This is a genomic window from Xanthomonas sp. WCS2018Noco2-27 (assembly GCF_031843525.1).
In the GTDB taxonomy this organism is placed as follows: domain Bacteria; phylum Pseudomonadota; class Gammaproteobacteria; order Xanthomonadales; family Xanthomonadaceae; genus Xanthomonas.
The window spans coordinates 20,059-46,045 of sequence record NZ_JAVTIK010000023.1; the positions used below are offsets into that span (position 1 = coordinate 20,059).

The 25,987-nt window shown below is 62.2% G+C and carries 22 protein-coding genes and 1 pseudogene; 13 read left to right on the forward strand and 10 right to left on the reverse strand.

Annotated elements, in window-relative coordinates; all coding sequences use genetic code 11:
* Positions 1-13 precede the first annotated feature (13 nt).
* The 8 genes from RQH86_RS22415 (at position 14) to RQH86_RS22450 (ending at position 9,855) form a co-directional block, all read left to right on the forward strand.
* Positions 14-2,461, forward strand: a complete 2,448-nt coding sequence (locus tag RQH86_RS22415) for a phospholipase (RefSeq protein ID WP_311240464.1) — start codon at positions 14-16, stop codon at positions 2,459-2,461.
* A gap of 593 nt (positions 2,462-3,054) precedes the next feature.
* Complete coding sequence (locus RQH86_RS22420; protein ID WP_272948284.1) at positions 3,055-3,180, forward strand: hypothetical protein; 126 nt, start codon at positions 3,055-3,057, stop codon at positions 3,178-3,180.
* A 648-nt stretch (positions 3,181-3,828) separates the two neighbouring features.
* Positions 3,829-5,508, forward strand: coding sequence for a flagellar biosynthesis protein FlhF (flhF, locus tag RQH86_RS22425; protein WP_115527721.1), 1,680 nt, complete (start codon positions 3,829-3,831; stop codon positions 5,506-5,508).
* Complete coding sequence (locus RQH86_RS22430) at positions 5,495-6,379, forward strand: MinD/ParA family protein (RefSeq protein ID WP_055854547.1); 885 nt, start codon at positions 5,495-5,497, stop codon at positions 6,377-6,379. Before flhF ends, RQH86_RS22430 begins: the two co-directional genes overlap by 14 nt.
* Positions 6,376-7,143, forward strand: a complete 768-nt coding sequence (locus RQH86_RS22435) for an RNA polymerase sigma factor FliA (RefSeq protein ID WP_011037072.1) — start codon at positions 6,376-6,378, stop codon at positions 7,141-7,143. Before RQH86_RS22430 ends, RQH86_RS22435 begins: the two co-directional genes overlap by 4 nt.
* A gap of 35 nt (positions 7,144-7,178) precedes the next feature.
* A complete protein-coding gene (gene cheY, locus RQH86_RS22440) occupies positions 7,179-7,571 on the forward strand; it encodes a chemotaxis response regulator CheY (protein ID WP_055854550.1) in 393 nt (130 codons plus the stop codon).
* Positions 7,571-8,197, forward strand: coding sequence for a protein phosphatase CheZ (locus tag RQH86_RS22445; protein WP_055854552.1), 627 nt, complete (start codon positions 7,571-7,573; stop codon positions 8,195-8,197). Before cheY ends, RQH86_RS22445 begins: the two co-directional genes overlap by 1 nt.
* Positions 8,198-8,199: 2 nt before the next feature.
* Positions 8,200-9,855: a chemotaxis protein CheA gene (locus RQH86_RS22450; protein WP_311240497.1), complete on the forward strand. Its 1,656-nt coding sequence runs from the start codon at positions 8,200-8,202 to the stop codon at positions 9,853-9,855.
* Positions 9,856-10,215: 360 nt separating this feature from the next.
* On the opposite strand, the gene RQH86_RS22455 is transcribed toward RQH86_RS22450, so the two are convergent.
* The 9 genes and pseudogenes from RQH86_RS22455 to RQH86_RS22495 all read right to left on the reverse strand — a co-directional run bounded on the left by RQH86_RS22455 (position 10,216) and on the right by RQH86_RS22495 (position 16,989).
* A complete protein-coding gene (locus tag RQH86_RS22455) occupies positions 10,216-10,854 on the reverse strand; it encodes a hypothetical protein (protein WP_311240498.1) in 639 nt (212 codons plus the stop codon).
* A gap of 173 nt (positions 10,855-11,027) precedes the next feature.
* Positions 11,028-11,645, reverse strand: a complete 618-nt coding sequence (locus RQH86_RS22460) for a hypothetical protein (protein WP_311240499.1) — start codon at positions 11,643-11,645, stop codon at positions 11,028-11,030.
* Positions 11,646-11,730: 85 nt separating this feature from the next.
* Positions 11,731-11,962, reverse strand: a pseudogene (locus RQH86_RS22465) (SymE family type I addiction module toxin); the annotation flags it as partial.
* A gap of 37 nt (positions 11,963-11,999) precedes the next feature.
* Positions 12,000-13,511 (reverse strand): XVIPCD domain-containing protein, encoded by a 1,512-nt coding sequence (locus RQH86_RS22470; RefSeq protein ID WP_311240500.1) that lies wholly within the window; start codon positions 13,509-13,511, stop codon positions 12,000-12,002.
* Positions 13,484-14,113 carry a hypothetical protein gene (locus tag RQH86_RS22475; protein WP_311240501.1) on the reverse strand — a complete coding sequence of 210 codons (630 nt, stop codon included), beginning with the start codon at positions 14,111-14,113 and terminating at the stop codon, positions 13,484-13,486. Before RQH86_RS22475 ends, RQH86_RS22470 begins: the two co-directional genes overlap by 28 nt.
* 86 nt (positions 14,114-14,199) lie before the next feature.
* Complete coding sequence (locus tag RQH86_RS22480; RefSeq protein WP_311240502.1) at positions 14,200-14,616, reverse strand: SymE family type I addiction module toxin; 417 nt, start codon at positions 14,614-14,616, stop codon at positions 14,200-14,202.
* Positions 14,613-14,885 carry a hypothetical protein gene (locus RQH86_RS22485; RefSeq protein ID WP_311240503.1) on the reverse strand — a complete coding sequence of 91 codons (273 nt, stop codon included), beginning with the start codon at positions 14,883-14,885 and terminating at the stop codon, positions 14,613-14,615. The genes RQH86_RS22480 and RQH86_RS22485 overlap by 4 nt, the downstream gene beginning before the upstream one ends.
* Before the next feature lie 537 nt (positions 14,886-15,422).
* Complete coding sequence (locus RQH86_RS22490) at positions 15,423-16,151, reverse strand: hypothetical protein (protein WP_311240504.1); 729 nt, start codon at positions 16,149-16,151, stop codon at positions 15,423-15,425.
* Complete coding sequence (locus RQH86_RS22495) at positions 16,144-16,989, reverse strand: hypothetical protein (protein ID WP_311240505.1); 846 nt, start codon at positions 16,987-16,989, stop codon at positions 16,144-16,146. Before RQH86_RS22495 ends, RQH86_RS22490 begins: the two co-directional genes overlap by 8 nt.
* A gap of 552 nt (positions 16,990-17,541) precedes the next feature.
* On the opposite strand from RQH86_RS22495, the gene RQH86_RS22500 reads away from it, so the two are divergent.
* Positions 17,542-17,889, forward strand: a complete 348-nt coding sequence (locus tag RQH86_RS22500; RefSeq protein ID WP_311240506.1) for a hypothetical protein — start codon at positions 17,542-17,544, stop codon at positions 17,887-17,889.
* A 301-nt stretch (positions 17,890-18,190) separates the two neighbouring features.
* On the opposite strand, the gene RQH86_RS22505 is transcribed toward RQH86_RS22500, so the two are convergent.
* Complete coding sequence (locus tag RQH86_RS22505; RefSeq protein ID WP_311240507.1) at positions 18,191-21,346, reverse strand: TonB-dependent receptor; 3,156 nt, start codon at positions 21,344-21,346, stop codon at positions 18,191-18,193.
* A gap of 816 nt (positions 21,347-22,162) precedes the next feature.
* On the opposite strand from RQH86_RS22505, the gene RQH86_RS22510 reads away from it, so the two are divergent.
* Genes RQH86_RS22510 through RQH86_RS22525 form a run of 4 tightly spaced genes read left to right on the forward strand, consistent with a single transcriptional unit; the run spans position 22,163 to position 25,971 of the window.
* Positions 22,163-22,903, forward strand: coding sequence for a flagellar motor protein (locus RQH86_RS22510; protein WP_115512904.1), 741 nt, complete (start codon positions 22,163-22,165; stop codon positions 22,901-22,903).
* A gap of 8 nt (positions 22,904-22,911) precedes the next feature.
* Entirely contained in the window at positions 22,912-23,886 is a 975-nt protein-coding gene (gene motD, locus RQH86_RS22515; protein ID WP_115553748.1) for a flagellar motor protein MotD, read from the forward strand.
* Between the two features lies 1 nt (position 23,887).
* Positions 23,888-24,670 carry a ParA family protein gene (locus tag RQH86_RS22520; protein WP_055846604.1) on the forward strand — a complete coding sequence of 261 codons (783 nt, stop codon included), beginning with the start codon at positions 23,888-23,890 and terminating at the stop codon, positions 24,668-24,670.
* On the forward strand, positions 24,667-25,971 hold the full coding sequence (locus RQH86_RS22525) for a chemotaxis protein CheW (RefSeq protein ID WP_311260741.1): 1,305 nt from the start codon (positions 24,667-24,669) through the stop codon (positions 25,969-25,971). Before RQH86_RS22520 ends, RQH86_RS22525 begins: the two co-directional genes overlap by 4 nt.
* Positions 25,972-25,987: the final 16 nt, after the last annotated feature.

Consider the following 25,987-nt stretch of genomic DNA (forward strand, 5'->3'; position numbering starts at 1 on the left):
AAGGAGCTTTCAGATGCCCACACTTGCAGAACACCAACAGCAGCGCACCCTGCTCACACATCTGCGTGCCAGCGATGATCCCGGCGCGCAGCAGCAAGCCGAACAACTGCAAACTCTCTACCACGACCGCGAAATGGCCGGCCTGGCCGACGATGTCTATGACTCGGCCAAAGGTGAAGGACGACCGGATGCCGGATGGATTCGTGCAAGCGAGCATCCAGAGAAGCTGCGTGAGTACGCATCGCAGCTCAATCTCACAGATAAGCAGATCACGGAACTGCTGAAGCCCGGCAACTCCGGCTTCCGCGCCGAAATCTACCTCCCCGACCCGGCAGTGCTCGGCCCAGGCTACAAACCCACCGTCGTTTTCAAGGGCTCCGCCGGCGAAGTCCTGACGCCGGATGGCCTGCGCGACACCGGCAGCGAGGATTTCATCGCCAATAACTTCCCGCAGTCGGTGGGGTTGAAGACAGACTACTACGATCGCGCGATGCGTCTTGCTTCCCTTTTAAAAGACCAAAAGCTCGACTTCGAACTCGCCGGCCACTCCCTCGGCGGCGGCATGGCGTCGGCCGCCGCTGCGGTCACCGGCGCACGCACTACCACCCTCAATGCAGCCGGCCTGCATCCGCTCACCGCGCAGCGCTTTGCAGAGGAAAACGGGCTGCAGCTCTACGACACCCGGAAAAACGTCACTGCCTATCAAGTGGCCGGCGAAGTGCTCAACGACGGCATCCAGCAGAACATCCACCGGCTGGACGCGTTCCGGCGTGAAGAGCTGGGTGCGGTACTCAAGGAAACCAGCACCATCCTTCAGGAACTGCCGCACAGCAAGGCCTTGCTGGCAAGCCAGCTGGATGCCAATGTGCCGCGCTATGCGCAGCCGTCCGTGCATGCGTTCCTGGACCGCCTGCAACACGGTGACACCGCGCAACTGCTGCGCGAGCTGCCGCTGGCCGCCGGTCAAGCGCAGCCCTTGCTGGCGGCCAAGCAACACGCCTCCGGCGACGGCGGCATCGTGGATCGGCCCACCCGCCTGTCGCTGCGCGAGGTCTCTAATTTCGCAGGTCCTGCGCTGGATGCGATTTATCTGACCGCACAAGGCGCGCGCTTGGGGCGCACCCTGGGTAGCGGAGTGGCGCAAGCGGGCCAACTGGCCGAACAAGGGCTGGACGCCTCCGGCGATCTGACCCAACGCGCAGCACAGGCAGCAGCGCAGCTGCGCCAGGGCACGACCCAGTTACTGGGTGCAGTGGCGGCGCAGGGAGTGGAGCAGACTGGCGTCGTGGCCGCGCAGGGACGGCAGGCACTAGGCCAGGCCGAGGCAGGGATCGATCGCTTGCAGGGGCAGGCGCAAGGTGAGGCTGCGTCGCTTGGCGCGGCGGCCTTGCGTAGCCTTGGCGGGATACTGCCGCAGGGCGTGGGCGAGCACGTCACCGCACAGGCCGAGCGCCTGGAGCAGGCCGGTGCGGCCGCGCAACAGCGTGGCCAGCACGAGGCTGCGCAAGCGCTACGGGATGCCGCCGAGCATGCCCAGCAGATCCGTCAGCGCACCCACGACGCCGGTCATGCGCTAGACGCGGCTGCCAAGCAAGTTGGCCAGGCCGAGCAGGCCACCCTCACCGCGGTCGGAACCGCCGCCAACGCAACATTTGACACCGTCGGGCGCTCTATCGAGGCCGGCACGGCGATGGTACCTGAAGTCAACGCGGTGCAGGTCGGCGCTGCGACGTCGGTGGTCGGCACCGCGGCGATCCACAATCCCACGACAATAAAGGGTCTGTTCAATCTGGCCAGGACCGGCATGCTTGCCGACAAGGTGAGCGACAGCTTCGACGAAGCCACCGAACGGCATCTGATGACCGAAACGGTGGTGCCGAGCATGGATGCGCGCATCCAGGGCACGGAGCGCAAAGCGCGCGAACTGCTCGCGCCCGAGCAGACGGCACCTACACAGACACAAGACCACCCTTTGCGCACCGGCGACCGCGGCACCGAGGTGCCTTCACCGCAGCGCCCCGGGGATGGCAAACTCGCCATGGAAGCAGGGATAGGTGCTGATGACGGACTTAGACGCATGCCTGCTTCGCAGCCTCTTCTTGCCATGGGTGATCCTGCACATCCCGGTCATCCTCTCTATGTCGATGTGAAGGACCGGCTCGAGGCCAAGGGCACACCGCTGCCGGAAGATCGCTTGAACCAAGTCACCGCCGCCATGTACATCGGCGGTTTCAAGGCCGATTGGCCTGGGCGCGTGGATGTCGTCAACGACACGTTCTATGCGCAGCACACCACCGACCCCTCCAATCGACTACACATGTCTATCGCCGGACCGGCGCCATCGATCCAGGAGTCGATGCAACAGGTGCAAACCCATACCCTAGAAACCGCACGGCAACAGCAGGCGAGTGCGCAAGCAAAACAGAATGCGCCGACCGAGCCAGGACCGGTCATGGGATAATCACACGATGATGAATCTATTCAAGCGCGGGAAAGAACGCCGCAGGCAAGACGCTGTCGAAGAGTTGCAGTGACAGGTTGGAATCTCGCTCAATCGCGCATTCGATGCCCACAGCGATGCGGCAAGCCAGGCGGAGCCACCGCAGGATACGAAACCTATATGTCTCAGCGAACCATTCCGTTCGTTAATGACCCAAAATGTGTCGTATTGACAACATTAGCAGGCGATTGCTTTTGTGCTGCAGATGCTGATCGTCACCCACCCGGTTCCCGAATTCTTGCTGCGCACCTGGCAGAGTAACGTGACGCATCGGCCAGACTCGCAGTTCGACGAAGCGGTGCCCCTTGGGATCCAGAGTTGAAGCAGACCGCACTGAACGCCTGGAAGCAGGTCATCTAACACTTCAGCACCTGTATGGAGGATGCGGCCAACGTCTGGAAGGGTCAGGGACCGGATTGATATCAGGACGTTACGGAATAGCGGCAATCTTGGTCTCGTTGTGGGGTGTGAGACAAAAACTCACTACGTCCAGCTATCACCGATGTAGTAGACGGCGGCTGCTTTCGGGGAATCCAGTACCCACGGCAACGGCCGTGGTCCTGGTACCCGGCACGGTCCGCGCCCGCCTGGTCCGCCACAGCATCCCGAGCCTGTCGGTGCTTGCATACAGTGAAGTGCCGGAAGACAAGCGCCTGAAGCTGGTCGGCACGATCAGCTGAGTCGAAAGCACACCGTCATCGCCCTAATTCCGTAGGAGCGCACCCGGGCGCGAGGGCTTTACCGATACAGCCCATCGCGCCCAGGTGCGCTCCTACGACTGCATCGGCGCTCCGGTACAGCTCGACAGCCTCTATCGCGTCCTCCAGCAATCGCCGCAGGCCGGCCACCAACCGCCAACGCCAGGCGCCGGAAATCCGCCACTCGGCAAAATCCCAATCGATTGCATGCCACCGACCCTGGGAAGCATGACGAGCGCGACGCTGTCGCGGCTCCCGCGGGCGTTCAATGCGCTCCGACAGACGCGACCTGCGCTGCCGCCCAGCACAGGGACGCCGTCGCACCGGCACCCAATGCCGTCGAAAAATTCAATCAGAACATCCACTTAGCGCAGCAAGCCCGGCTCGGCGTCAGTACCCAGCCTCCTCCGCGCACGCCCCGCACCCACTCGCCAAAAACCCAGCACCGCCGTTTTGGCACGCCGCGTGCATTAGCTCTGGCGAGACCGCAGACAGCACCACCGCTGCGGGGCGGATGGCAGGACTTGGAACAACCGAACGGGACAGGCAACTCATGACGCTGGCAACACACCCACATTCATCGCGCACCCGTCCGGCGTCCGGCGGGTCCCGTTCCTGGAGGCACGTGGCATGAAGATCAAACGCTTTGTCGCCCCGGACATGCGCACCGCATTCCGCATGGTGCGTGAAGAGCACGGCCCGGATGCAGTGATCCTGTCCAACCGTCGTACCGCCGAAGGCATCGAGATCGTCGCTGCCAGCAACTACGACGAAGAACTCGTGCAGCGTGCGCTGGAAACCGCACGCTCCGATGCGCCGATCACCCACACCGCTCCGCAGCAGCAGGCGCCCGTGCAGCAGGCTCCGGTGCAGGCCGCTGCCCGCCCCGCCGCTCCGGTGCACGCCCCGCTCAAGCCGGCCGCCGAGACCGGCATGAGCCACCGCCAGCGCGTTGCCAGCGCCGCCGAAGAAATGATTGCTGCGATGGCCCTGCGTCAGCCGGTCAGCGTGCCGCGTCAGGCCCCGGTGGCCGCCCCGATCCGCAGCGTGGTGCCGATGCCGGCCGTGCAGGATGTCGCCGCCCCGGTTGTGCAGCGTCAGGAACACGCGCTGTCGGCCGTGCCGGAACAGCTGTTCGCCGACTTTTTGACTACCGCCCCGGTGCAGCGCCCCGCCGTGCAGGCCGCTCCGGTGCAGGCGCCGACCCCGGTTGTTGCCGCAGCCCTCGCCGCCCCGGCTTACGCCGCGCATGGGCAGGATGACGATGCATTCGACGACGAAGCCGACTTCGACCTGGACGACGCGCTGCCGCAGATCCTGCCGCCAGCCGCGCTGCCGCCGATCGTCGTCGCCCCCGCCGCGCTGGCCGCGGTGCCGGTGGCCGCCGCGCCGGTCCCGCAGAACGACGAAGAACTCAAGCAGCTGCGTGGCGAACTGGCGCTGATGCGTCAGATGATCGAGCGCGAAATGAACCGCCTCACCGACGAGCGCCTGCGTGGCTCCCCGGTGCGTGCGCAGGCGCTGGAGCTGATGGACGACTACGGCTTCGATGCCGGCCTGACCCGCGATGTCGCCATGCAGATCCCGGCCGATACCGAGTTGCACCGCGGCCGCGGACTGATGTTGGGGCTGCTGTCCAAGCGTCTGCCGGTCGCTCCGATCGACCCGCTGGAACGCGGCGGCGTGATCGCCCTGGTCGGCCCCACCGGTGCCGGCAAGACCACCACCATCGCCAAGCTGGCGCAGCGCTTCGCTGCCCAGCACGCCCCGCGCGACGTTGCCCTGGTCACCACCGACACCTTGCGCGTCGGTGGCCGCGAGCAGCTGCACAGCTACGGCCGCCAGCTCGGCATCGCCGTGCACGAGGCCGACAGCGCCGAAAGCCTGCTCGCGCTGCTGGATCGCCTGCGCGACTACAAGCTGGTGCTGATCGACACCGCCGGCATGGGCCAGCGCGACCGCGCCCTGGCTGCCCAGCTGAACTGGCTGCGCGCCGCCCAGCAGGTCACCTCGCTGCTGGTGCTGCCCGCCAACTCTCATTTTGCCGACCTCGACGAGGTCGTGCGCCGCTTCGCCCACGCCAAACCCCAAGGCGTGGTGCTGACCAAACTCGACGAGACCGGCCGCTTCGGCAGCGCCTTGTCGGTGGTGGTCGACCACCAACTGCCCATCACCTGGGTGACTGACGGACAGCGGGTCCCCGACGACCTGCACCGCGCCAATGCCGCCAGTCTCGTTCTTCGTCTTGAAGATTTACGGCGCGCTGCCGATAAGCCCTGTACTCCGGAGCACAACCATGCAGTCGCGTGAATACGCAAAGCTGACCAACGCCTTCCCCCTGACGGCGACCCGTCCCGAGCCTTTGGGCCCGGTGCGCACGATTGCCGTGACCGGTGGCAAGGGCGGCGTGGGCAAAACCAACATCTCCGCCAACCTGGCCGTGGCGCTTGCCGACATGGGCAAACGCACGCTGCTGCTGGACGCCGACCTTGGCCTGGCCAACCTGGATGTGGTCTTGGGACTCTCGCCCAAGTTCACCCTGGCCGACCTGATCGCCGGCCGCTGCACGCTCGATGAAGTGATCATCGAAGGCCCGGGCGGCGTGTTGGTGGTCCCGGCCGCCTCCGGTCGCCGCCACATGGCGGAACTGGCTCCGGCCCAGCACATCGGCTTGGTCAATGTGTTCTCCGAACTGGAACGCGACCTGGACGTGATGGTCATCGACACCGCCGCCGGCATCACCGACAGCGTGCTGACCTTCTGCCAGGCCGCCCAGGACACCGTGGTGGTGGTCTGCGACGAGCCGGCCTCGATCACCGACGCCTACGCGCTGATCAAGGTTCTCTCGCGCGAACGCGGCGTGGACCGCCTGCAGATCATCGCCAACATGGTGCGCGACCCCAACGAAGGCCGCCTGCTGTACGACAAGCTCTCGCGCGTCTGCGAAAAGTTCCTTGGCGATGTGTCGCTGAACTATCTCGGCCACGTGCCGCAGGACGACTGGTTGCGCCTGTCCGTGCAGCGTCAGCAACCCGTCATCAAGGCGTATCCCGCCAGCCCGTCGGCGCAGGCCATTGCCGAAATCGCACGCCGTACCTCGCGCTGGCAGGCTCCCACCGTGCCGCGCGGCAACGTCGAGTTCTTTGTCGAACGCATCATCCAACGGGGAGTGGCCGCATGAGCACTGCTACCGCAACCACGGCCACCGCGCAGTACCGCGCCGTGCAGCGCAATAACGCCAACGACGTGGTGACCCAGCACGCCGATCTGGTCCGCCGCATCGCCCACCATCTGGCGGCGCGTCTGCCGGCCAGCGTGGAAGTGGACGACCTGATCCAGGCCGGCATGATCGGCCTGATCGAAGCCTCGCGCAGTTACGACTCCGACCAGGGCGCCTCGTTCGAAACCTATGCGTCGATCCGTATCCGCGGCTCGATGATCGACGAAATTCGCCGTGGCGACTGGGTGCCGCGTTCGGTACACCGCCGTGCCCGCGACGCCGCCGCCGCAGTGCGCAAGATCGAGCAGAACACCGGCCGCGCCGCCGCCGCCACCGAAGTGGCCGCCGCGATGGAAATGCCGCTGCCCGATTACCTGCGCCTGATGGAAGACGCTGCACGCGGCCAGGTGCTGAGCCTGGAATCGCGCATCGAAGATCACGGCGAGCTGGACACCACCGCCAAGGGTGGCCCCAACCCGCAGCAGATGATGGAGCGTGGCGAGTTCGGCCGCGAGCTGGGGAAGGCCATCGGCCAGTTGCCCGAGCGCGAGCAGCTGGTGCTATCGCTGTACTACGAACAGGAATTGAACCTGAAGGAAATCGGCGCTGTGCTCGGTGTCAGCGAGTCGCGCGTCTGCCAGATCCATGGCCAGGCCGTGGTGCGTTTGCGCGGCCGCCTCAAAGTCTTCGAACTGGCCGACGCCGGTGTCGAAATTGACGACTAATTTTTTCGCGTATTTTTTCGTGTTAGGAGCTTGATGTGAATAAGAACATGCGGATCCTGATCGTGGACGACTTCTCGACGATGCGACGTATCGTCAAGAATCTGTTGGCAGATCTCGGCTTCACCAATACCGCAGAGGCCGAAGACGGCAACAGCGCGCTGGCTGCATTGCGCTCGGGCCCGTTCGATTTTGTGGTGACGGACTGGAACATGCCCGGCATGACCGGCATCGACCTGCTGCGCAACATCCGCGCCGACGCCAAGCTCAAGCACCTGCCGGTGATGATGGTGACCGCCGAAGCCAAGCGCGAGCAGATCATCGAAGCGGCGCAGTGCGGCGTAAACGGCTACATCATCAAGCCGTTCACCGCGCAGACGCTGGAAGAAAAGCTGGGCAAGGTGTTCGAACGTCTGGCGGCGACCGCCTGATGAACGCCACCGTGGAGACCAATGCCGAACGCGCTGCGTTGATCGAGCGTCTGCAAGGTGCGCTTGATGCACTGGAAAGCGGTGACGAAGCTGCGTGGAAGCGCGAGGTCGATCACCTCGCCGCCCTGCGCACGCGTCCGATGATGCAGGGCCTGAGCCGGCTCGCACGCGAACTTGGGCAGGCGCTGGGCGAGTTGCCCACCGTGCCCGAAGAAGCCGGCGAACTGGACGATGCCTGCTCGCGCCTGGACCACGTGGTGGAAATGACCGAAAAGGCCAGCCATCGCACCCTGGATCTGGTCGAAGAATGCCGCGAGCTGGCCAACAAGCTGCGCGACGGCGGCCTGAATCAAGACCAGGGCGCGCTGATGGACCAGATGCGCCACAACCTCACCGAGCTGTCGCTGGCGCAGAGCTACCAGGACCTCAGCGGGCAGATCATTCGCCGCGTGGCCGGGATCGTGCGCCGCGTGCATGAAGGCTTCGGCGCGCTGGGCCTGCCGCCCAAGAGCACCGAGCCGAAGAAAGACGACGGCGGTCTTGCCGGTCCTGCGGTCAAGGGCCTGGACCGTCACGCGGTGTCGCAAGACGACGCCGACGATTTGCTGTCCGGATTGGGGTTGTAACCATGAGTGCTGTTCCAGACGATATTGCTGCCGATTTCATCGTCGAGGCCCAGGAAATCCTGGATCGCCTCGGCGAACAGCTGGTGTCGCTGGAACAGGCGCCAGACGAAGCCGACCAGCTCAACGCGGTGTTCCGCGGCTTCCACACGCTCAAGGGCGGCGCCGGCTTTCTGGCGATCAAGCCCATGGTGGAGCTGTGCCACGCCGCCGAAGAAACCCTCGGCATGGCGCGCTCGGGCCAGGCGGTGCTGCAGGCGCATCACTTCGATGCCGCGCAGCAGTCGCTGGATTATCTGCAGGCCATGCTGGATGCAATGGGCTCGGGCGAACCCGTGCCGCATGCACCGCCGTCGCTGATCGCACAGTTCGATGCCAAGAGCGGACCGCCGGCGGTCAAGGCCGCGCCCAAGGCGGCAGCTGCGGCGCCTGCGCACGACGACGGCCATGCCGCGCCGGCGCCGGGTGCCAAGGCCGCACCGAAAGCTGGCGCCAAGGGCGGCGCCGAAGCCGAACAGACCGTGCGCGTGGATACCAAACGCCTGGACGCCATCGTCAATCTGATTGGCGAACTGGTGCTCTCGCGCAACCGGTTGAAGACCTTGCGCACCCGTCTGCGCGACGAAGAACTCGACCGCGCGGTCAGCGTGCTGGATATCGCCACCGCCCGCCTACAGACCGCGGTCATGCGCACCCGCATGCAGCCGGTGAGCAAGGTGTTCTCGCGCTTCCCCAAGGTGGCCCGCGACGTTGCGCGCACCCTGTCCAAGGAAGTGGAACTGGAACTGGTCGGTGCCGAAACCGAGCTCGATCGTAATCTGGTCGAAGCCCTGGCCGACCCGCTGGTGCACCTGGTGCGCAACGCGATCGACCACGGCATCGAATCGCCGGCATTGCGCGAAGCCACCGGCAAACCGCGTAGCGGCCATGTGCGCCTGTCTGCGCAGCAGGAAGGCGACTACGTCAGCATCGAAATCCAGGACGACGGCGCCGGCATCGACCCGGAACGTCTGCGCGAAATCGCCCGCAACAAGGGCCTGATCGATGCCGAAGCCGCTGCGCGTCTGAGCACCGACGAATGCCTGCACCTGATCTTCATGCCGGGCTTTTCCACCAAGGCCGAAGTCACCGACATCTCTGGCCGCGGCGTCGGCATGGACGTGGTGCAGTCGCGTATCCGCGAGTTGAGCGGGCAGATCCAGATCCAGTCCGAACTGGGCCGGGGCAGCCGCTTCATGATCCGCGTCCCGTTGACCCTGGCCATCTTGCCCACGCTATTGGTGCAGGCAGGCGAAGCGGTGTATGCACTGCCGCTGGCACGCGTGGTCGAAGTGCTGCACGCACCGCAGACCTCGCTGGGCTGGTTCGATGGCCGCGCCGTGCTCGACCGCCGCTCGCACACCTTGCCGCTGATCGACCTGCGCCGCTGGCTGGGCGTGCCCGCCGATCAACCGCCGCTGCTGACCGTGGTGCTGCTGCAGGCCGGCGAAACCCGCTTCGGCCTGGTGGTGGACCAGGTCCGCGGCCGCGAGGAAGTGGTGATCAAACCCCTCCCCCGCGCCCTGCGCGGCCTGCCCGGCTACGCCGGCGCCACCCTCATCGGCGACGGCCGCATGGCGCTGATTCTGGATGTGGATGGATTGCGTTCCAGCGATCATTGATCTTTGGAATCGGGAATCGGGAATCGGGAAGACGATCCTGGTTACCTGATCTAACGACAACGGCCGCGTACTGCGGCCGTTATCGTTTCACTATCAGCATCGCTGCCGATTTACGCCATGCGCGCACGCATTCGCGATGGTTTGGCGACGGTAAGGCTGCCGTGGAACTGAACCTGGACCCGTTATCTCTTGACCCGTTATTTCTTCGCACTAAACCTGGACCCGCTACTTGGCTGAACGGGCGACGCGGCTAGCGCACCCTGCAGATGGTGACATGTTCGGGGGTGACGCCTGGCTGGCGTCCGAAGTCATCAACAACAGCTTGCGCCGGTGAACTCAATGGCATGGCCGTTCCTTGGATTAACGAATGTAGATCCATTCAACACAGTGGTGCTCCACCCGCTCCTGCGGTGCATCTGCCTCACCTCGTGGAAACACCTCCACGCGCATGCCTGGGCGGCTGAAGAAGTCACTCATCCATCGCCCGTCTTCCACCATGTTGCGTTGACGTACAAAACCGATGTTTTCCAGCTTCTTGGTAAACGTATCGAAATCGATCCCGCAGATCTCCGTCATGGACGGGGAAGCACCCGCTTGCGCTGGAATGAAAGTGAACTCGAACCAACGCTCCGCGGTAGGCGTCTGGTCCACGCCAAAGCTGTAACCCCACTCACTGGTAAGCGGAGCACTGGCGCCGTAACGCTTGGGATCAGCTGCCGCACGCGTCACCGGGACCCCCATTTTGGACTGCAGGTAGTCAGGTGTCAGATCGTCCAGTCCGTGAATTGCTTGAATCAATGCAAGCATGCGGGTGAGCGCATCCTCTGCCATTCGTATCGGCCCACTGAGTTCACTGCCAGCGGGAGTGACTGCGGATTCGGATGAGGAACGCATGGCGGATGTCTCCGTGACGGTTGCCGGAGCTGCGCCGCCCGCCGTGTGGGCGCATGCGCCCAGAGCGAGGGCGGCGAGCAAGGCGTAAAGGGGGCGCGCGATCATGAAGCGTCCGTTGTGCGCTGGTGTGGCTGCGACGCTAGTGGCATCCGGCACCGAGGTCGATCGCAAGGCTTATGGCAGTGATCGACGTGACACTTGGTAACTTCAGGCTCATTGCCGAAATCATTCAAAACTTTCAAAGCATCAGGACCGAGTGACATGTCCGCTCCTTGGACTTAACGGATGTAGACCCATTCGACGCATTTGTGCGCCACCAACGCTTGCGGTTCCGCAGCCTCACCTCGCGGAAAAACCTCTACTCGCATTCCTGGGCGCGTAAAGAAATCACTCATCCAGCGGCCGTCTTCGATGATGTTGCGCTCACGTGCAAACCCCATCTGCTCAAGCTGCTGGGTAAAGCGATCAAAGTCCAGGCGACAAATTTCGCTCATCGGAGGCGAAGCACCGGCCACATTGCGATCGAAGCGGAACTCGAACCATCTGCCATCAAGCTTGGTTTCATCGACTCCAAATCCATAACTCCAATCCTTAGTGAGCGGACCGAAGGCCCGATATCGGCGTTCGTCGCCTTTCACGAACTGAACCGCCTGCCCCATCGTCGAATTCAAACGCTGTGGAGTGAAGTCCGAGATGTTCTGGCTGCCCTTGATCAATACGAGCAGCTGACCAAGCAAACCCTCCGCAGTGGGATTATTAGGCGGCACAGTGGTAGGGCCGGATGCATTCATGGCAGATGTCTGCGTGACGGTTGCCGGAGCTGGGGTGGCGGCCGTGTGGGCGCAGGCGCCCAGGGCGAAGGTGGCGAGCAAGGCGTAGAGGGGGCGCGCGATCATGAAGCGTCCGTTGTGCGCTGATGTCGCTGCGACGCTAGTAGCATGCGGCACTGAGGTCAATCGCAGGTCTCTGTCACCCGCACCATCATCGCCGCACGCTACACGCCCTGGCCGGCACCTCCACCGGTGGCAACACCTGCATCAACAACTGCCCTTCGCTTGCAGTGATGCGCAGCTTGGTGCCGATGGCGAAGCCCAGTTGTTCCAGCCATAGGCCGCTGAGGCGGACGCGGGGCACGTGTTGGTCGCAGGCATGGTCTTGGGCGCCGGGGGTAATGGATGTAGCTGACGGTACATTGGCGTGCGTAGCGAGGGGCATATGAGCACCCAGGCTTCATTCTGTTTTGTTGAACCTCAACGCGTCATCGACGGACCGGCCTGGGTAACGGCTTGTTGCGATTGCTCCAGCGCCTGCTGCTGTTCGCGCGCCTGGGCCTGAGTCTGGTTGATTGCCTGCAGGCGATCGAATGACTGGGCCTCTGGTGTCTGCACGGCATCCAAGGTTGGCATATGGGCACGCTGGTGTGCCGGGTCATTGAGTGCACCCTGGACAATGAAGACCTTCTCGCCGCCAGCTAATTGAGGTGTCGGATTGTTGAGCACTACATGGTCCACCCGTGACAGCCCTTCCTCTTTTGCCAGCGCAAGCAGGCTGGCGGTCATGCGTTGGCTCGATGCATCCCACTCTTTGCCATGTTGGGCATCGAGCTGCATCACGCCACCTCTGATCTGCTGGTACAGCGCGTGGTCTGGGTGGCCCGGCTGTGATGGCATCTGCGCCGGGGAAGAAGGTGGTGATTGCGGGTCGCGCTCGCGTAGCTCCTGCTCCAGCGCCTGGGCAGAAATCGGCGAGACGTGTAGATGATTGTCCTTGCTGTGCTGGAAGAGCCCAGGTGTTGGCGGCTGCTTACTACTGTCGAGGTACGGCATGGGACGGGGGTCACTGCCTAGATCGATGCCGTTGCGTTCCAGGATTTCTTCATTGAATCCCAAGCGCTGCATGTTCAGGATCATCGGCTGCTCTGGCTCGCCGGGCTTTGACTTGTTGTAGTGACGCTCGTAGATGGCGGCTGTGCCGACCACCCACGGACCGTAATGGTTGACGTAGTCGGACTGGCCCCCATGACCGATACGGGTGTCCTTGACCGATTTGTCGAAGTAGTTCACCCCCATCGCCTCGACGTTACTTGCCGTGGGCGATAACGTTAGGTCGCTATTGAACGTCAGGTTTGGCTTGGGTGTATAGACGCTTGGATAGCCGCTGCGCGTGACGAAATCTCTGGCCCGACCATCCGCAAATAGGTAAACATCTTCAAGCGTGGGATTAGGGTTACGAGTCTTGACCGCGCTCACGATAGCGTTCCATCCGGCTATCTCGGCCGTTGATTCGTCCGTCCGGTTACTGGCCAGCACTTTTTCACCAGCAGCAGTGTGATCGTGTGTGCTACGGGCAATTTTTATGGCTTCTGCCTTGAATTGCTCCCGCGCAAGTGCGGCAGTAGGGCTGTAAAGGCTATGCTGAATTTCATGTCCCAAGACAAAGGTCAAATCGCCTGCCGCGGCATGCTTGCCGTTGGCATCATTCGCCAGGGCTGCGAGCGGCAAATGAATTTCCTGATCGCGTGGATCATAGATGCCTCCCGCATGCGGGTCATTTAACGGTGCGAAGCCTTTCAACACCTTTTTCTGCACCGCCTCGTTGATCTGGCGGGTCAACTCGGGCGAATCGTTCAGAACCCGATTGAAGTTGTCCAGGTGCTCACGCGTGACACCTGGTTGCTGACTAAATGATGCCACCACGGCACTTGCTTCTTGGCTCAACATGTCCGCTCCTTGGACTAGCGAATTTGGACCCATTCGACGCATTGATGAGTGGCGCGCTCTGGGGGTGCGTCAGCTTCACCACGCGGAAAGAGCTCTACGCGCATCCCTGGGCGCTGGAAGATCTCACTCATCCATCGTCCATCCTCGACAAAGTTGCGCTGCCGCGAAAACCCCATTTTCTCTAGGTGTGCCGCAAACGTCTCGAAGTCGATCTGGCAGATATCCGACATAGAAGGAGACGCTTCTGGCGGGTTAGGCAGGAACAGGAACTCGAACCACGCCCCCTTCACTTCGGTTTTGTTGACACCAAACCCGTAGTGCCATTCGCTTGTCAGCACCCCGCTGGCACCGAACCGCCCGGAACCATCATCGCGATACTGCACCGGCTGGCCCATTGCTCGAGACACATGATCGGCAGTGAACGACTCAATGCTGGCGCTTGTGCGGATCAGCTCCAGCACCCGTTCCAATGCTTCCTTCGCGGAACGCGGTCCACTTTTGGAAGGATCTGCAGGTACGTGATCGGCTGAGGAACTCATGGCAGATGTCTCCGTGACGGTTGCCGGGGCTGGGGTGGCCGCTGTGTGGGCGCATGCGCCCAGGGCGAAGGTGGCGAGCAAAGCGTAGAGGGGGCGCGCGATCATGAAGCGTCCGTTGTGCGCAGGTGTGGCTGCGACGCTAGTGGCATCCGGCACCGAGGTCAATCGCAAGGCTTCTGGCAACCACGCCATCATCGCCGCACGCTTTGCGCCTTGGCGGGCACCTCCACCGGCGGCAACACCTCCATCAACAGCTGCCCCGCGCTGGCGGTGATGCGCAGCTTGGTGCCGATGGCAAAGCCCAGTTGTTCCAGCCATAGGCCGCTGAGGCGCACATGGGGTACGTGCTGGTCGCCGCCGTGATTGTGGGCGCCGGGGTAATGGGTGTAGCTGACGGTGCATTGGCGCGGGCGGCGGGCGCGGCGGGGTGCGCCCAGCGTGCCGGGGCCTTGCGGCGAGGCGTCCGGGTCGGGTGGCAGCATCGGTGGCAGCTTGGTGCGGTCGGGTTCCACAACGACCCACTGCACCCGCTTGGACGGCGCAGGGCGCGCACGCGTGCGGGTGGGCCGTGCGCTGGCAGATGTGGTGGGTGGCCGGTGGCGTGTCATGGCGCCTCCGATTGGCGGCGGGTAGCGCTAGGCGCAGCGACGCACTGCTGCAACGCCACGTCGATGCGTGCAGAAAGGCTATGCAAGGCCTGCGACAACACGCAGGGCTGGTTGAGCAACTGCTGCGCAAGATCGTCGCTGGCCTGCTCAACGGCCGCGCGTGCGGCTAGCCGGCGCAGCACTTCGCCTACCTCGCTCAGCAAGCTGTGGGCGGAAGCTGGCAACAGATAACCCGGCACCGATGCCGGCACGGATAGTTCGGTAGACATGGCAACGCCCTCCTGGAACAACCCAAGAACCGCCGCCAACGGCGACGGGATGTCGGGAGGTTCGAAACCGCACACAGCCGGCGGGCGTATTCCCCTTGCGGGTGTTGTATTAGCCGCCCTCCCGACGCAGGCATTGCGTCGGCTTGTGCCTGCAGGATGCAGGCACAAAAAACCCACCGGTTTGACGGAGGTGGGTACCGCTGTGTGAGGAGTTTCGACGCTCCTTGGGCCTAGATTGCAAGTACACGGTCTGGCGTGTCAATACACGCTGGCGGGTCTCGCGCGGCTGTATGCGCCGCTGCCGCAGTTCCATACGGGCCACGCAAGCCGAGCGCCGTCGCGTGATAAGTGCACCTGACCCTATCACGGTAATTTCCACGCTGGCTAGAACGCTTGCGCACACTGCCCGACGAAGTACGCGAGCAGATGACGCTGGTGGCGTAAAAAAATGTGGGGTACCTAAGAACCTGACCCCATTACTCCCAGCTTGAACGAAAGCTTCTTCCACTTTGTTTGGAAACTGCCCTATATCGCATTTTAGTATGACGTATATGAAAGCCCAACCTCCACCATAATATCATTAAATTCCCCGCATGCCCTGAGGTATCTACTAGCCTCATAGTCTAGAAATTGTATCGACATCATGTTCAAGCGTATTAACGAGAAATCAGTAAAGTTAATTAGGGTTCTCATGTAATCAAGCCTAATTTTTTGGCTGAATCCATTTGAATCACTGAGGTGATCGACAATGAACTTAGCGCAGGTGTAAAAAGTCCTAACCGATCCAAATATTTGATCTTGTTCATCGCACGTTTTCAAAAAATTGGCAATTTTTTCATCACTTGAAGAATTGCTCCTTAAGCGACTTATCTCGTCTTCAATCGCCACTACTGCTTCAGCACTAAATACTGATTTTTCAGCAACATCATCGCATGAGTTTATTTTGAATCTTTGAAATTTCGTTGATTGCACTTCAATCATCTTGAAAAACTTGTTCTCAAAAGATTTCAAATCCTCACTTTTTCTTGATTGATAAAGCTCATCCCGAAACGCCTTATTAGATTCGTTTTGCAGCCCTAAAGACCTAACAATCAGAAGTAACGATATAAAACTAAGTATGGGATTTAAGGTTCCGCCAATATAATCTCCAAATTGACCCCAAACCTCTGCTTTAGGGGAAATGTCACTCAAATGAAAGTTGATTGTATATGCACCCAACACTGCAGCAACGGCTAAAGCCGCAATAAGGATTCGCCTGTCAATCATTGAAGTATCCAATTACTATATATTTAATTATTCTCCTATCCTTTAATCTAACAGGATTTAGTCTCAACCTAATAACCTTCCATTTCTCCTCGGGAATTCCATTGTTATAGTTCAGATTCTCTGAGAATATCTTTTTGGCCTCCATTCTTATTTCCGCATAAGCACTTGAAAATCCGAACGCATAGGTTTCAGCTGATTCCTCCGGCTTTAGTCGGCCGTTCCCGGTGTTTATGTTAAGCCTAGTTATTGCAGCCCTTATCTCAACTTCTTCATCTGTTGGCTCTGCCTGTAACACTAATGCAGTTTCTTTTGTGAAACTTCCGATCTCAATTTTTTCAGATCTAGTTTTTCTGTAATTTAGCTTGACGTCAAAACCAAATTTGACAGGGACTTCATGGATATTTTCCATGCAAGAGGTTCTTAAGTTCTTTATTAGATCTTCAGTCACATTACCCAATTTTTCCAGGTGATTTTGTGACTTCTCTGACAAGTCGCTATTTATTTCATAAAGTGACTCACCAATAAAATAATTCATTAGCTCGACAAAATTTTCTCGGCCGAGCTTTCTTAGTTCTTTTTTCAAATCTGAATCATGGAACTCCAAACTAAAAATCTGTCCATAAGAGCCTTTGAAGCTTTGCTTAAGCTTGGTACGCACCGCACTACCATGATGCAACCTTTGAGGAACTTTTTTCGTTAGAAGTGTCTCGCCAATTTTTCTCGTAGCATCCGAAATGCCCTGCAACGTATCTAAGCCTGACTTCATGTCTACCGACTCATCCGGCGATGAAATGACGGCATCAAAATTCATCGACGCAACATTATTTTCAATTTCCACTATTTTTCCTTTTTGCGTGGCACTTATCAATTATTTATTCTTCTTTGACAGCTCGAGAGTTGAAGGTACTTCTGGAGGGTCCGAACCTGTCATGCCTTGCAACACGCTTAGCTCCACTTGCTACTGTTTTTATTACTTGCATTGCACAAAGGTGCGGCTGTCTTCCCTGGTCTATGCTGCCGTCGGCGCCATCCCCCTATATTGTGCAGCGTTGGCATAAGGCTTCGCCCACGTCCTTCTCGAAGCGACTCCAGTCGTCGGCGACTACGCTTATTAATGTTGAGCAAAATTGATAGCTTGTGTTGCAGGCACATTCCGACAAACGAAGCGAGCCCAGCAAGGCAGCGAACCTCTAGCATCGTCGATGTCATAGGTGCAATTACCGCGTTGATGCCTTTAATCAGGCCTCGCAAGATTGAGCCGCTTTGATGCGACGGCAGCAACAGCACGCAATTCCGGATGCCAAAAAGGTTGCCGACTTTCACACCCGGACCAAACGGCCATGCTAATGAGTACGCAGCAGGAAACACTTTATTCCCCCGTTTGCTTTCCATGCATGAAGATTTCCAGTTTGGACAATACCGAGATGTAGCAGTCTTGTCTGTGGAGAACCCGACATTTTGTGCCAGCGGTGTCATGCCCGACATCGCCCACGCACATAGCGTCAAAAAGAAGGCGCATCCAGCACGAGCACTTTTCAGTAGGGCTGTGCCTTGCCGGCATCTACCCGATCAGCATGAAGCTAATGGTGTGCAGTGGGCGCCGCAGCGTGCGGGCATGGCGCTGGCTTGGCTGGTAGGTATGTTGACGTTTGGTACGGCGCTGCGACAAGGCATCAAGGCAATGGATGGTGCGCTGCCGTGGCAGACGCCGATTGTGGCAGCCTCGGGCTGGCCATGATCGCGGCGGCGATGATCCTGCGCCTTGAGCACGCGCCAGGGCTTCCGCCGCGTGCAATTGGCAAGCTGGCATTCGGCGCGATACTGCAAGCGCTTTCGCCGAAGTATTTCCGTGCGGCCACGTTTGGCTACTTCAGCCATTATGTGGGAGCTGTACGCGATGTGGACACTGCCCCCCGCTGTTGATTGCGCGCGCAGGGTTGAAATAACAGTTCCAAGTTCACTTCCACTGCAGCCCGACCGTCGCCAAACCATCGCGCCCATACCGCCACGCGGCAGGCATGGGCGCGACACGCTGGGGCCTAGAACTTGTAAGTCAGCCCCAAGTACGCCAGCCGGCCTGCGTATCCGCCGCTATAGAAGCGGGCTCGGGTGTCCTCGCCCAGGTGCGAGCGCGACTCCTGCTTGGTCAGGTTCAGCACCGAGGCGGTGAGGCTGAGCGCCGGGGTGATGTTGTAGGCCGCGTTCACATCGATCTGGTAGTACGGCTCCTCAAAGACGTTCAACCCGTTGACCAGGCCTTGCACCAGTTCGCCACGACGGTTGTACGAGGCGCGCAGCAGAAGGCTATCGGCTTCGTAGAACACGGTGAGGTTGGTCTGGTTCCTGGCGCTGCCCGGCATGGACGTCTTGCCGGCCTCGGTGCCGTCTTCCAGCCGCACCGCCGCCTTGCTGGCATCGTTGTAGGTGTAGTTGACCTGCACGCCGAGGCCAAACGGCAGCGTGTGCTGCGCGTAGAGCTCCACACCTTGCGAGACCGCGTCCTGGCCGCCGGCCTGGGTACTGTAGTTCTGCACGGTGACCGGTTGCCCGTCGACCATCATGTTGACGTCGCTGATCACGTCGACCGCGAAGTTCTCCACGTTCTTGCGGAACAGCCCCACACCCGCCACCGAACCCGGGTGGAAATACCATTCCAGCCCCAGGTCGAACTGGTTGGCCTTGTACGGCTCCAGGTTCTTGTTGCTGCCAGAGCCGTACCAGCCCTGCTCGCTGGCACCGCCGGTCAGGCGCCGGTCGGCCACGTACTCGGGGCTGTAAAACTCCAGGCTGCCAGGCGCGGCGATGTCGTTGTAGCTTGGACGTGCGATCACCTTCGCGGCTGCCGCGCGCAGCAGCAGGTTTTCGGTGAGGTCGTAGGCCAGGTTGAAACTCGGCAGCACGTCGGTGTAGTTGCGGTCCAGCCCGCTGATTACGAACGACTCGGTGCGTTGCACGCTGTCGGACAAACGCCAGTAGCCTTCGGTGCCGCAATAGGTGTCGGCCGGGGCGCCGCTGGGCATGGCAGCGCCCTGCTGGCAGGCCAGCGGACTGCCGTCGGCGCCGTCGAAGAAATAGTCGTTGTAGGCGGTCACCTTGTCGGTGGAATCGGCACGCTGGCCGGTGCGCGCTACCCGCACGCCGACGTTGCCACGCAGCCGCTCGGTGTGGAAGTTGAGCTGCAGGTAGGTGGAATAGATCTCTTCGTCGACGTTGTAGACGAAGTTGTCTTCGCTGCGGGTCTGCATCGCGCCGTAGGTTTGGTTCAAGTAGCCGATGTAGCCCGGGAAGTTGATCGCCGGGAACGCGCTGGCGTTGACGCCACCGGCCAGATTGTCCTGCGCGAACAGCAGGCCCGGCGAGAACTGCGTGGCGATGGCATTGCAGCGCCCGTTCCAGTAGCGGTTGTCGTAGTCGCCCTGGTCGGTGCCCGGGCACACCCAGTAGTTGTTGCCGGTACTGCGGTGGATGCCGCCGTCGCGACGCTTGAGGCCGAACTGCAGCGAGTCGAAGACCTCGCCGTCGAAATGCCAGGTGGTATCGATCTGCGCGTACTGCTGCTGATTGGTATTGCGGGTCCAGGACGAGCCGGTCGAGCCCAGGTCGACCTGCAGGATGCCGTTGCGCAGGTTCTGCATCAGCTCCGGCGAGAAGGTCATGCTCGGTGTGCCAGTCAGGTCCCAGGCGCTGGCGAAGTTGCCGTTGGTCCAGCTGCCGTCGGCGTTCTGCAGGCGCGGCTTGATCGGCAGGGAGAACTGCAGCTCCGGCCCGCCCTTGGCCCAGGTGCGGCCAGCCTTGAACGCCACGTCCACCTGCTCGCCACGCCATTCGCCGCCCAGGTCCACCGTCTGCGACTGCGACTTCTCGATGTTGTAGCTGCCGGTGATCTGCGGCGTCGGCACCGTGCAGTCGTCCGAGCCCCAGCCGCCCGGCGGCAGGCCAGCTGCGGCGGCCTGCGCCTCGCTACAGTAATAGGTCTTGCCCGGACGCAGGCTGTAGGCGGCGCCAGTGACAATCGTGCCGCTGGGATCGAACTGCAGCCCGTCGAGCAGACGGCCGCCGCGCCAGTTGCCGTCGCCGTTAAAGCGGGCAATGTTCCACTCGGGGATCTTGATGGTATTGGTCTGCGAGTTCTGCGACAGGTCGAAGCGGAAGTAGTTCGCGGTCAGGGTCAGGTCGTCGGTTGGCTTGAACTGCAAGGTCAGCTGCCCACCCTTGCGCTCGCGCTCCTCGCGTTTGGCATCCAGGCTGACCGCCGTCGGCATCATGAAACCGGTGGAGTAATTGCTGTTTTGGTCCCAGAAACCGGTACCGCCCCACCAGTTGGCGTTGAAGTCCGACGGATTTCCGTTCACGTCCACCGCCGGGCCGACTTCGTCGCGGCCGTACCACTGCCAGCTCTCGGTACTGGCATTGAGCGTGCGTGCGGTGCGCTTCTGCTGCGTGTAGCCAACGAAGACACCAAAGCGGTTGTCCTTGTCGTGCCACGAGTACGAACCGGAGAACTGGCCGTCGGTCTTCTTGCTGGTATCGGACCAGGTGCCCTCGGCGGAAACGAAGCCGGAATGTGCTTCCAGTTCCAGCGGGCGCCGCGTCTGCAGGATCACCGTGCCGCCGATGCCGCCTTCGTCGATGCGCGCTTCCGGGGTCTTGTACAACTCCGCGCTGCCCAGCAGGTTCGATGGCAGCAGCGTGTAGTTGAACGAGCGCGTCGGGTCGCCGTTGGACTCGGCGGTGGCGATGTAGTTGCCGTTCAATTCGGTCAGCACCAGCTCCGAGGACAGACCACGCACGCTGACGTTCTTGCCTTCGCCGCCGTCGCGACTGATGACCACGCCGGGCACGCGCTGCAGCGCATCGGCCACGTTCTTGTCGGGGAACTTGCCCACGTCCTCGGCGGTGATCACATCGACCACGGCGTTGGCGTTGCGCTTCTGCTCCAGGCTTTTTTCGATCGCGTAGCGGTAGCCGGTCACCGTCACAGCGTCCAGCTCCGTGGCCTGCACCTCGGCCTGGCCCGCGGGCGCCGGCGTGCCGTCGGCCTGCTGGGCGGAGACGGTGGCGGAGGCGGCGCTCGCGAACAAGGCGATGGCGATACCGGCGGACAAGGTGCTGCGGTTGCGTGCGAATGGCATGCAGTTCATTTCGATCATGTTCTCCCAATAGTGATCGGCTTCGGCGGCTTTGTATCGATCCAACGATCGGACAAGAACACCGCGCGAGTGACGCAAAAATATCCGGCGCCGTTGCGGCGACCCGGTTTCCCTCCTCTTCTCTCCCCTTCTGCGCGGACGCGATTAGATCGTTCTAATACAACGGAAAGCTAAGTATCACAGCCCATGCGCCAGCGCATTCTGCCGCGCAGCAGGCCGCAGCAATACAAGCGCCACGATGCGCGGTCGGGCTCGCCACGCTTGCATGCAGTACGGCACGGCACAGCCTGCTTGCCGCAGCAGCTTCATCGCGGCCCGCAACACGCCCTCGCACGAACCCAGGCGCAAGCGGTTTACTGAAGCGCCTGCACTCTTCCCGTCACTTGCAACCGGGCTCAGCCAGAGACAGGATCGACGTGAGTGTTGACACATTCCAGGACATGGCCACCACACGCCGCCTGGCTGCCGTCGCCATCGCACAGATGTGCCGCGACGGCGACTCACACAGGATGTGTGTGGAGCTGGAAGAGACGATTCCCGGCCGCGCTGGCGCCCTCACCGAAGCCTACAATCGACCGTCCGCGCCTGGACGTACCCTCACCCCAACCCCTCTCCCGCAGGAGAGGGGCTTGAGTGTCGCGTCGGTCGTGTCTTCTATGTCCGCCTCGGTAACGCAAGGGCTGACCTGAGGCGCCACTGAGTTCAGCGAGACCCTTTACGACCGAGGAACCGGTCCCGCACCGCGCTACCGCTCTCAGCGCAGTTGGCAATTCGAAGACCCATACCTCAGAACGACAAGTTTCTGGCGCGCCAACCGGCCACATCTATCAAGTCCGCCGCGCCTGGGCCGATACCGCTTCCATGGACAGACTGAGCATTATCGGACTGGTGCTGGCGATCGTGGCGATCGTTGGCGGCAGCGTGTTGAAAGGCGCCGGCATTTCGTCGCTGTGGTCGCCGGCTGCCTTCCTCATCGTGATCGTGGGCACCGTGGCGGCGATCCTGCTGCACACCTCCCCGGCGGTTTTCCGGCGCGCGTTCAAGATCCTGCGCTGGGTGATCCAGCCGCCGTCCAGCGATCGCCCGCAGCTGCTGGCCCGTATCGTGGAATGGAGCAACATCGCGCGTCGTCAGGGCCTGCTGGGCCTGGAAGATCAGCTGCCGCGTCAGAGCGATGCCTTCCTGCGCAAGGGCCTGCAGATGCTGGTCGACGGCGTGGAGCCCGAATCCATGCGGCATATGCTGGAAATCGAAGTCGATAACCAGGAGCGTCAGGATCTTGCCGCGGCCAAGGTGTTCGAGGGCATGGGCATCTATGCGCCCACGCTGGGCATCATCGGCGCGGTACTCGGCCTGATGGCGGTGATGAAGAATCTGGCCGACCCGGCCATGCTCGGCCACGGCATCGCGGCGGCGTTTACCGCCACCATTTACGGCATTGCCTCGGCCAATCTGCTGTTTCTGCCGGTGGCGGCCAAGCTCAAGAGCGTGATCCATTGCAGCACCAACGAGCGCGAAATGGCGATCGAAGGGCTGATTGCGATCGCTCAGGGCGAGAACCCGCGCAACATCGAGTCGAAATTGGCAGGCTACTTGCATTAGAGCTTGCTATGGCCCGTCGTCGCAAACACCACGAAGAACATGGCAACCACGAAGCGTGGGCGATTCCGTACGCCGACCTGATGACCTTGCTGCTCGCATTTTTTGTGGTGATGTACGCCATCTCCTCGCTCAACGAGGGCAAATACAAGGTCATGGCGCAGGCGCTGACCAGCGCGTTCGGCGGCTCGTCCACCAACGCCAGCCCGGTGCAACTGGGCAAGACCCAGAGCCTGGGCGCCGATTACGACCGCCCGTCGGTGATCAAGGCCGGCGCGCCGATGGCTGCGTCCAATGGCCCCACCGACCCCACCCTGCTGCCGTCGATGGCCGCGCAGATGCGCATGCCGGTGTCGCTGCGCAATCAGACCCAGCTGGCGCGTGCGCAGCGGCAGATGGACGCGGTTGCCGAACAGCTGAGCAAGACGCTGTCGCCGCTGATCGACAAGAAACTCATCACCATCCGCCGCAACGATCTGTGGATCGAAGTGGAGATCAACAGCGACATCCTGTTCGGTACCGGCTCGGCCGCGTTGGCCGGCAGCGCCCGCGACACCTTGTCCACCCTGGCCTCCGTGCTGCGCGATGCGCCCAACGGCGTGCGCGTGGAGGGCTACACCGACAACCAGCCCATCGCCACCCTGCAGTTCCCCTCCAATTGGGAGCTGTCGGCGGCGCGTGCGGCCAGCGTGGTGCACCTGTTTGCCGACGACGGCATCGCCCCGCAACGATTGGCGATGGTGGGCTATGGAGAATTCCGCGCACGTGCCGATAACACAACCGAGGCGGGACGGAATGCGAACCGGCGTGTGGTGTTGATCATCCTCGCTGACTCAGCTGGCTCACTCGCACCCGATCCGCCATCGCAGTTGCACGCGACCGCCGCCGGGGCGCCAAAGCTTCCCAAGTCAGACGGCGGCCAAACGGCCGTCACCACCGAAAGCGGCACAAGTTCCGTCCCCGCCGTAATTGAAGGAGTGCAGTGAGATGCGTATCTGGGCAATCGCCAACCAAAAGGGCGGCGTAGGCAAGACCACCACGACGCTGGCGCTGGGTCGCGGCTTGGCCGCGCTCGGCCATCGGGTGTTGTTGATCGACCTCGACCCGCACTCCTCGCTCACCCGCGCGTTCGGCGTGGCGGTCGACCCGCCGCCGCGCGGGGTACTGGATCTGTTCGGCACCCCGCCGAGCGACCTGGCCAGCCTGGCGCACGAAAGCAGCATCCCCGGCCTGTCGTATGTGTGCGCGCAAGCCGCACTGGCCACGCTGGAGCGCCGTAGCGCCAATCAACCCGGCCTGGGCCTGGCATTGCAGAACGCCATGACCCGCCACGCCGGGCAACACGATTACATCCTGCTCGACTGCCCGCCTACGCTCGGCCTGCTGATGATCAACGCGCTGGCCGCTTGCGACCGCGTGGTGGTGCCGACCCAGGCCGAGCCGCTCGCGCTGCATGGCCTGGCCAGCATGGTGCGCACCGCCGACATGGTGCAGCGTTCGCGTCGCCGCGAGCTGCCGGTGTCGATCCTGCCGACCTTGTTCGACCGCCGCACCCGCGCCGGCAACGAAACGCTCAAAGAAATGCAGACCACCTACGGACCGGTGGTGTGGGAAGACGCCGTTCCGATGGACACCCGTATTTGCAATGCCGCCGCACTGACCGTCCCCGCCACCGGCGCCGATTATCAGGGCCGCGGCCTGTCCGCCTATCGCCGCGCGCTGGAATGGGTGCTGGCCGATGACGCGATGCGTATGGAGCAAGCCGCATGAGCAACCACACCGCCAACGGTGAGCTGGACGATTATCTGGAAGGCTTGCTGCACGATGCCGGCGTAGAGATGCCCGCCACCGTCGCGAGCACGCCTGCCGCTGCAACCCTGGCCGCTGCGCCCGCTGCCGCGCTTGCCACGATCGAAGAGACCGACGTCGCTGTCGCCGAAGCGCCGGTTGCCGTTGCCGCAACGCCGGAAGTCATCGCCGCCGATCTGCTGGCCGACCTGCGTTCGGACCCGGCACTCGGTGCGCCCGTGATCGCCGCACCGAGTGCTGCCGATATCGCCGCCGATTTCCTGGCCGAGATGGATGCCGACCCGGCGTTCGGACCGCCCGTGGTCGCCGCACCGAGTGCTGCCGATATCGCCGCCGATTTCCTGGCCGAGATGGACGCCGACCCGGCATTCGGACCGCCCGTGGTCGCCGCACCGAGCGCTGCCGACATCGCCGCCGACTTCCTGGCCGAGATGGATGCCGACCCGGCGTTCGGACCGCCCGTGGTCGCCGCACCGAGTGCTGCCGACATCGCTGCCGATTTCCTGGCCGAGATGGATGCCGACCCGGCATTCGCCACCGCCGCGCCTAGCCCGTTCATGAGCACGGCCGATCTGATGGCCGAAATGGACGCCGATCCCGCCTTCGGGACCGCATCCTCTGCGGTGGACCTGCTGACTGCCGATCTGCTGGCGGAAATGGATTCCGACCCGGCGTTCGGGCTGGAAGCCGCACCGGTTGCGGTGCCAGCGCCGGCACCTGCACCGCGTGCAGCGCCGGCACCGCCACGCGCCGCACCGGCACCGGTGTATCCGCAAGGCCTGCAGGCACTGCTTGCGCCCGGCCAGGCCGACAAGATCCATGCAGAGCGCCGCGCCAGCGAACGCAGCACCCGCTGGCTGCGTCTGCGCTGTGGCGAACAAACGTATGCGCTGGAATTGCTCAAGGTGCAGGAAGTGGTCTTGCCGGTGCCGCTGTTGCCGCTACGCGGCACCGCCAGCGCCATGCTCGGCATCATGAATCTGCGTGGCCAGGTGGTGCCGGTGATCGACCTGGGCATCCATCTGGGCTCGTCGCCGGTAGACATGGACCTGCACACCCGCGTGGTGGTGCTGGAAGAAAACGGCGAGACCATGGGCCTGCGCGTGTCGGCCGTGGAAGACGTCACCAGCCTTACCGATCACCAGATCGAGCCGCCGGACAACGCACGCCTGTGCCGTATTTCCAACAACCTGTTCCGCGGTGTCGCCCGCCTGGGCCATCAACCGATGATCCTGCTCGATGCCACGCACCTGCTGCATTAACGCAGGGCTTGCGCAA

What these genes read in the sequence shown, in the direction of transcription:
- RQH86_RS22435 (WP_011037072.1), top strand. Translation starts at nt 6,376, where the DNA reads ATGAGCACTGCTACCGCAACCACGGCCACCGCGCAGTACCGCGCCGTG.
- motD (WP_115553748.1), top strand. Translation starts at nt 22,912, where the DNA reads ATGGCCCGTCGTCGCAAACACCACGAAGAACATGGCAACCACGAAGCG.
- RQH86_RS22430 (WP_055854547.1), top strand. Translation starts at nt 5,495, where the DNA reads ATGCAGTCGCGTGAATACGCAAAGCTGACCAACGCCTTCCCCCTGACG.
- RQH86_RS22520 (WP_055846604.1), top strand. Translation starts at nt 23,888, where the DNA reads ATGCGTATCTGGGCAATCGCCAACCAAAAGGGCGGCGTAGGCAAGACC.
- RQH86_RS22475 (WP_311240501.1), bottom strand. Translation starts at nt 14,113, where the DNA reads ATGATCGCGCGCCCCCTCTACGCTTTGCTCGCCACCTTCGCCCTGGGC.
- RQH86_RS22510 (WP_115512904.1), top strand. Translation starts at nt 22,163, where the DNA reads ATGGACAGACTGAGCATTATCGGACTGGTGCTGGCGATCGTGGCGATC.
- RQH86_RS22460 (WP_311240499.1), bottom strand. Translation starts at nt 11,645, where the DNA reads ATGATCGCGCGCCCCCTCTACGCCTTGCTCGCCACCTTCGCCCTGGGC.
- RQH86_RS22450 (WP_311240497.1), top strand. Translation starts at nt 8,200, where the DNA reads ATGAGTGCTGTTCCAGACGATATTGCTGCCGATTTCATCGTCGAGGCC.
- RQH86_RS22455 (WP_311240498.1), bottom strand. Translation starts at nt 10,854, where the DNA reads ATGATCGCGCGCCCCCTTTACGCCTTGCTCGCCGCCCTCGCTCTGGGC.
- RQH86_RS22480 (WP_311240502.1), bottom strand. Translation starts at nt 14,616, where the DNA reads ATGACACGCCACCGGCCACCCACCACATCTGCCAGCGCACGGCCCACC.
- RQH86_RS22490 (WP_311240504.1), bottom strand. Translation starts at nt 16,151, where the DNA reads ATGATTGACAGGCGAATCCTTATTGCGGCTTTAGCCGTTGCTGCAGTG.
- RQH86_RS22525 (WP_311260741.1), top strand. Translation starts at nt 24,667, where the DNA reads ATGAGCAACCACACCGCCAACGGTGAGCTGGACGATTATCTGGAAGGC.
- RQH86_RS22445 (WP_055854552.1), top strand. Translation starts at nt 7,571, where the DNA reads ATGAACGCCACCGTGGAGACCAATGCCGAACGCGCTGCGTTGATCGAG.
- RQH86_RS22500 (WP_311240506.1), top strand. Translation starts at nt 17,542, where the DNA reads ATGCATGAAGATTTCCAGTTTGGACAATACCGAGATGTAGCAGTCTTG.
- RQH86_RS22415 (WP_311240464.1), top strand. Translation starts at nt 14, where the DNA reads ATGCCCACACTTGCAGAACACCAACAGCAGCGCACCCTGCTCACACAT.
- RQH86_RS22485 (WP_311240503.1), bottom strand. Translation starts at nt 14,885, where the DNA reads ATGTCTACCGAACTATCCGTGCCGGCATCGGTGCCGGGTTATCTGTTG.
- flhF (WP_115527721.1), top strand. Translation starts at nt 3,829, where the DNA reads ATGAAGATCAAACGCTTTGTCGCCCCGGACATGCGCACCGCATTCCGC.
- RQH86_RS22470 (WP_311240500.1), bottom strand. Translation starts at nt 13,511, where the DNA reads ATGCGTCGAATGGGTCCAAATTCGCTAGTCCAAGGAGCGGACATGTTG.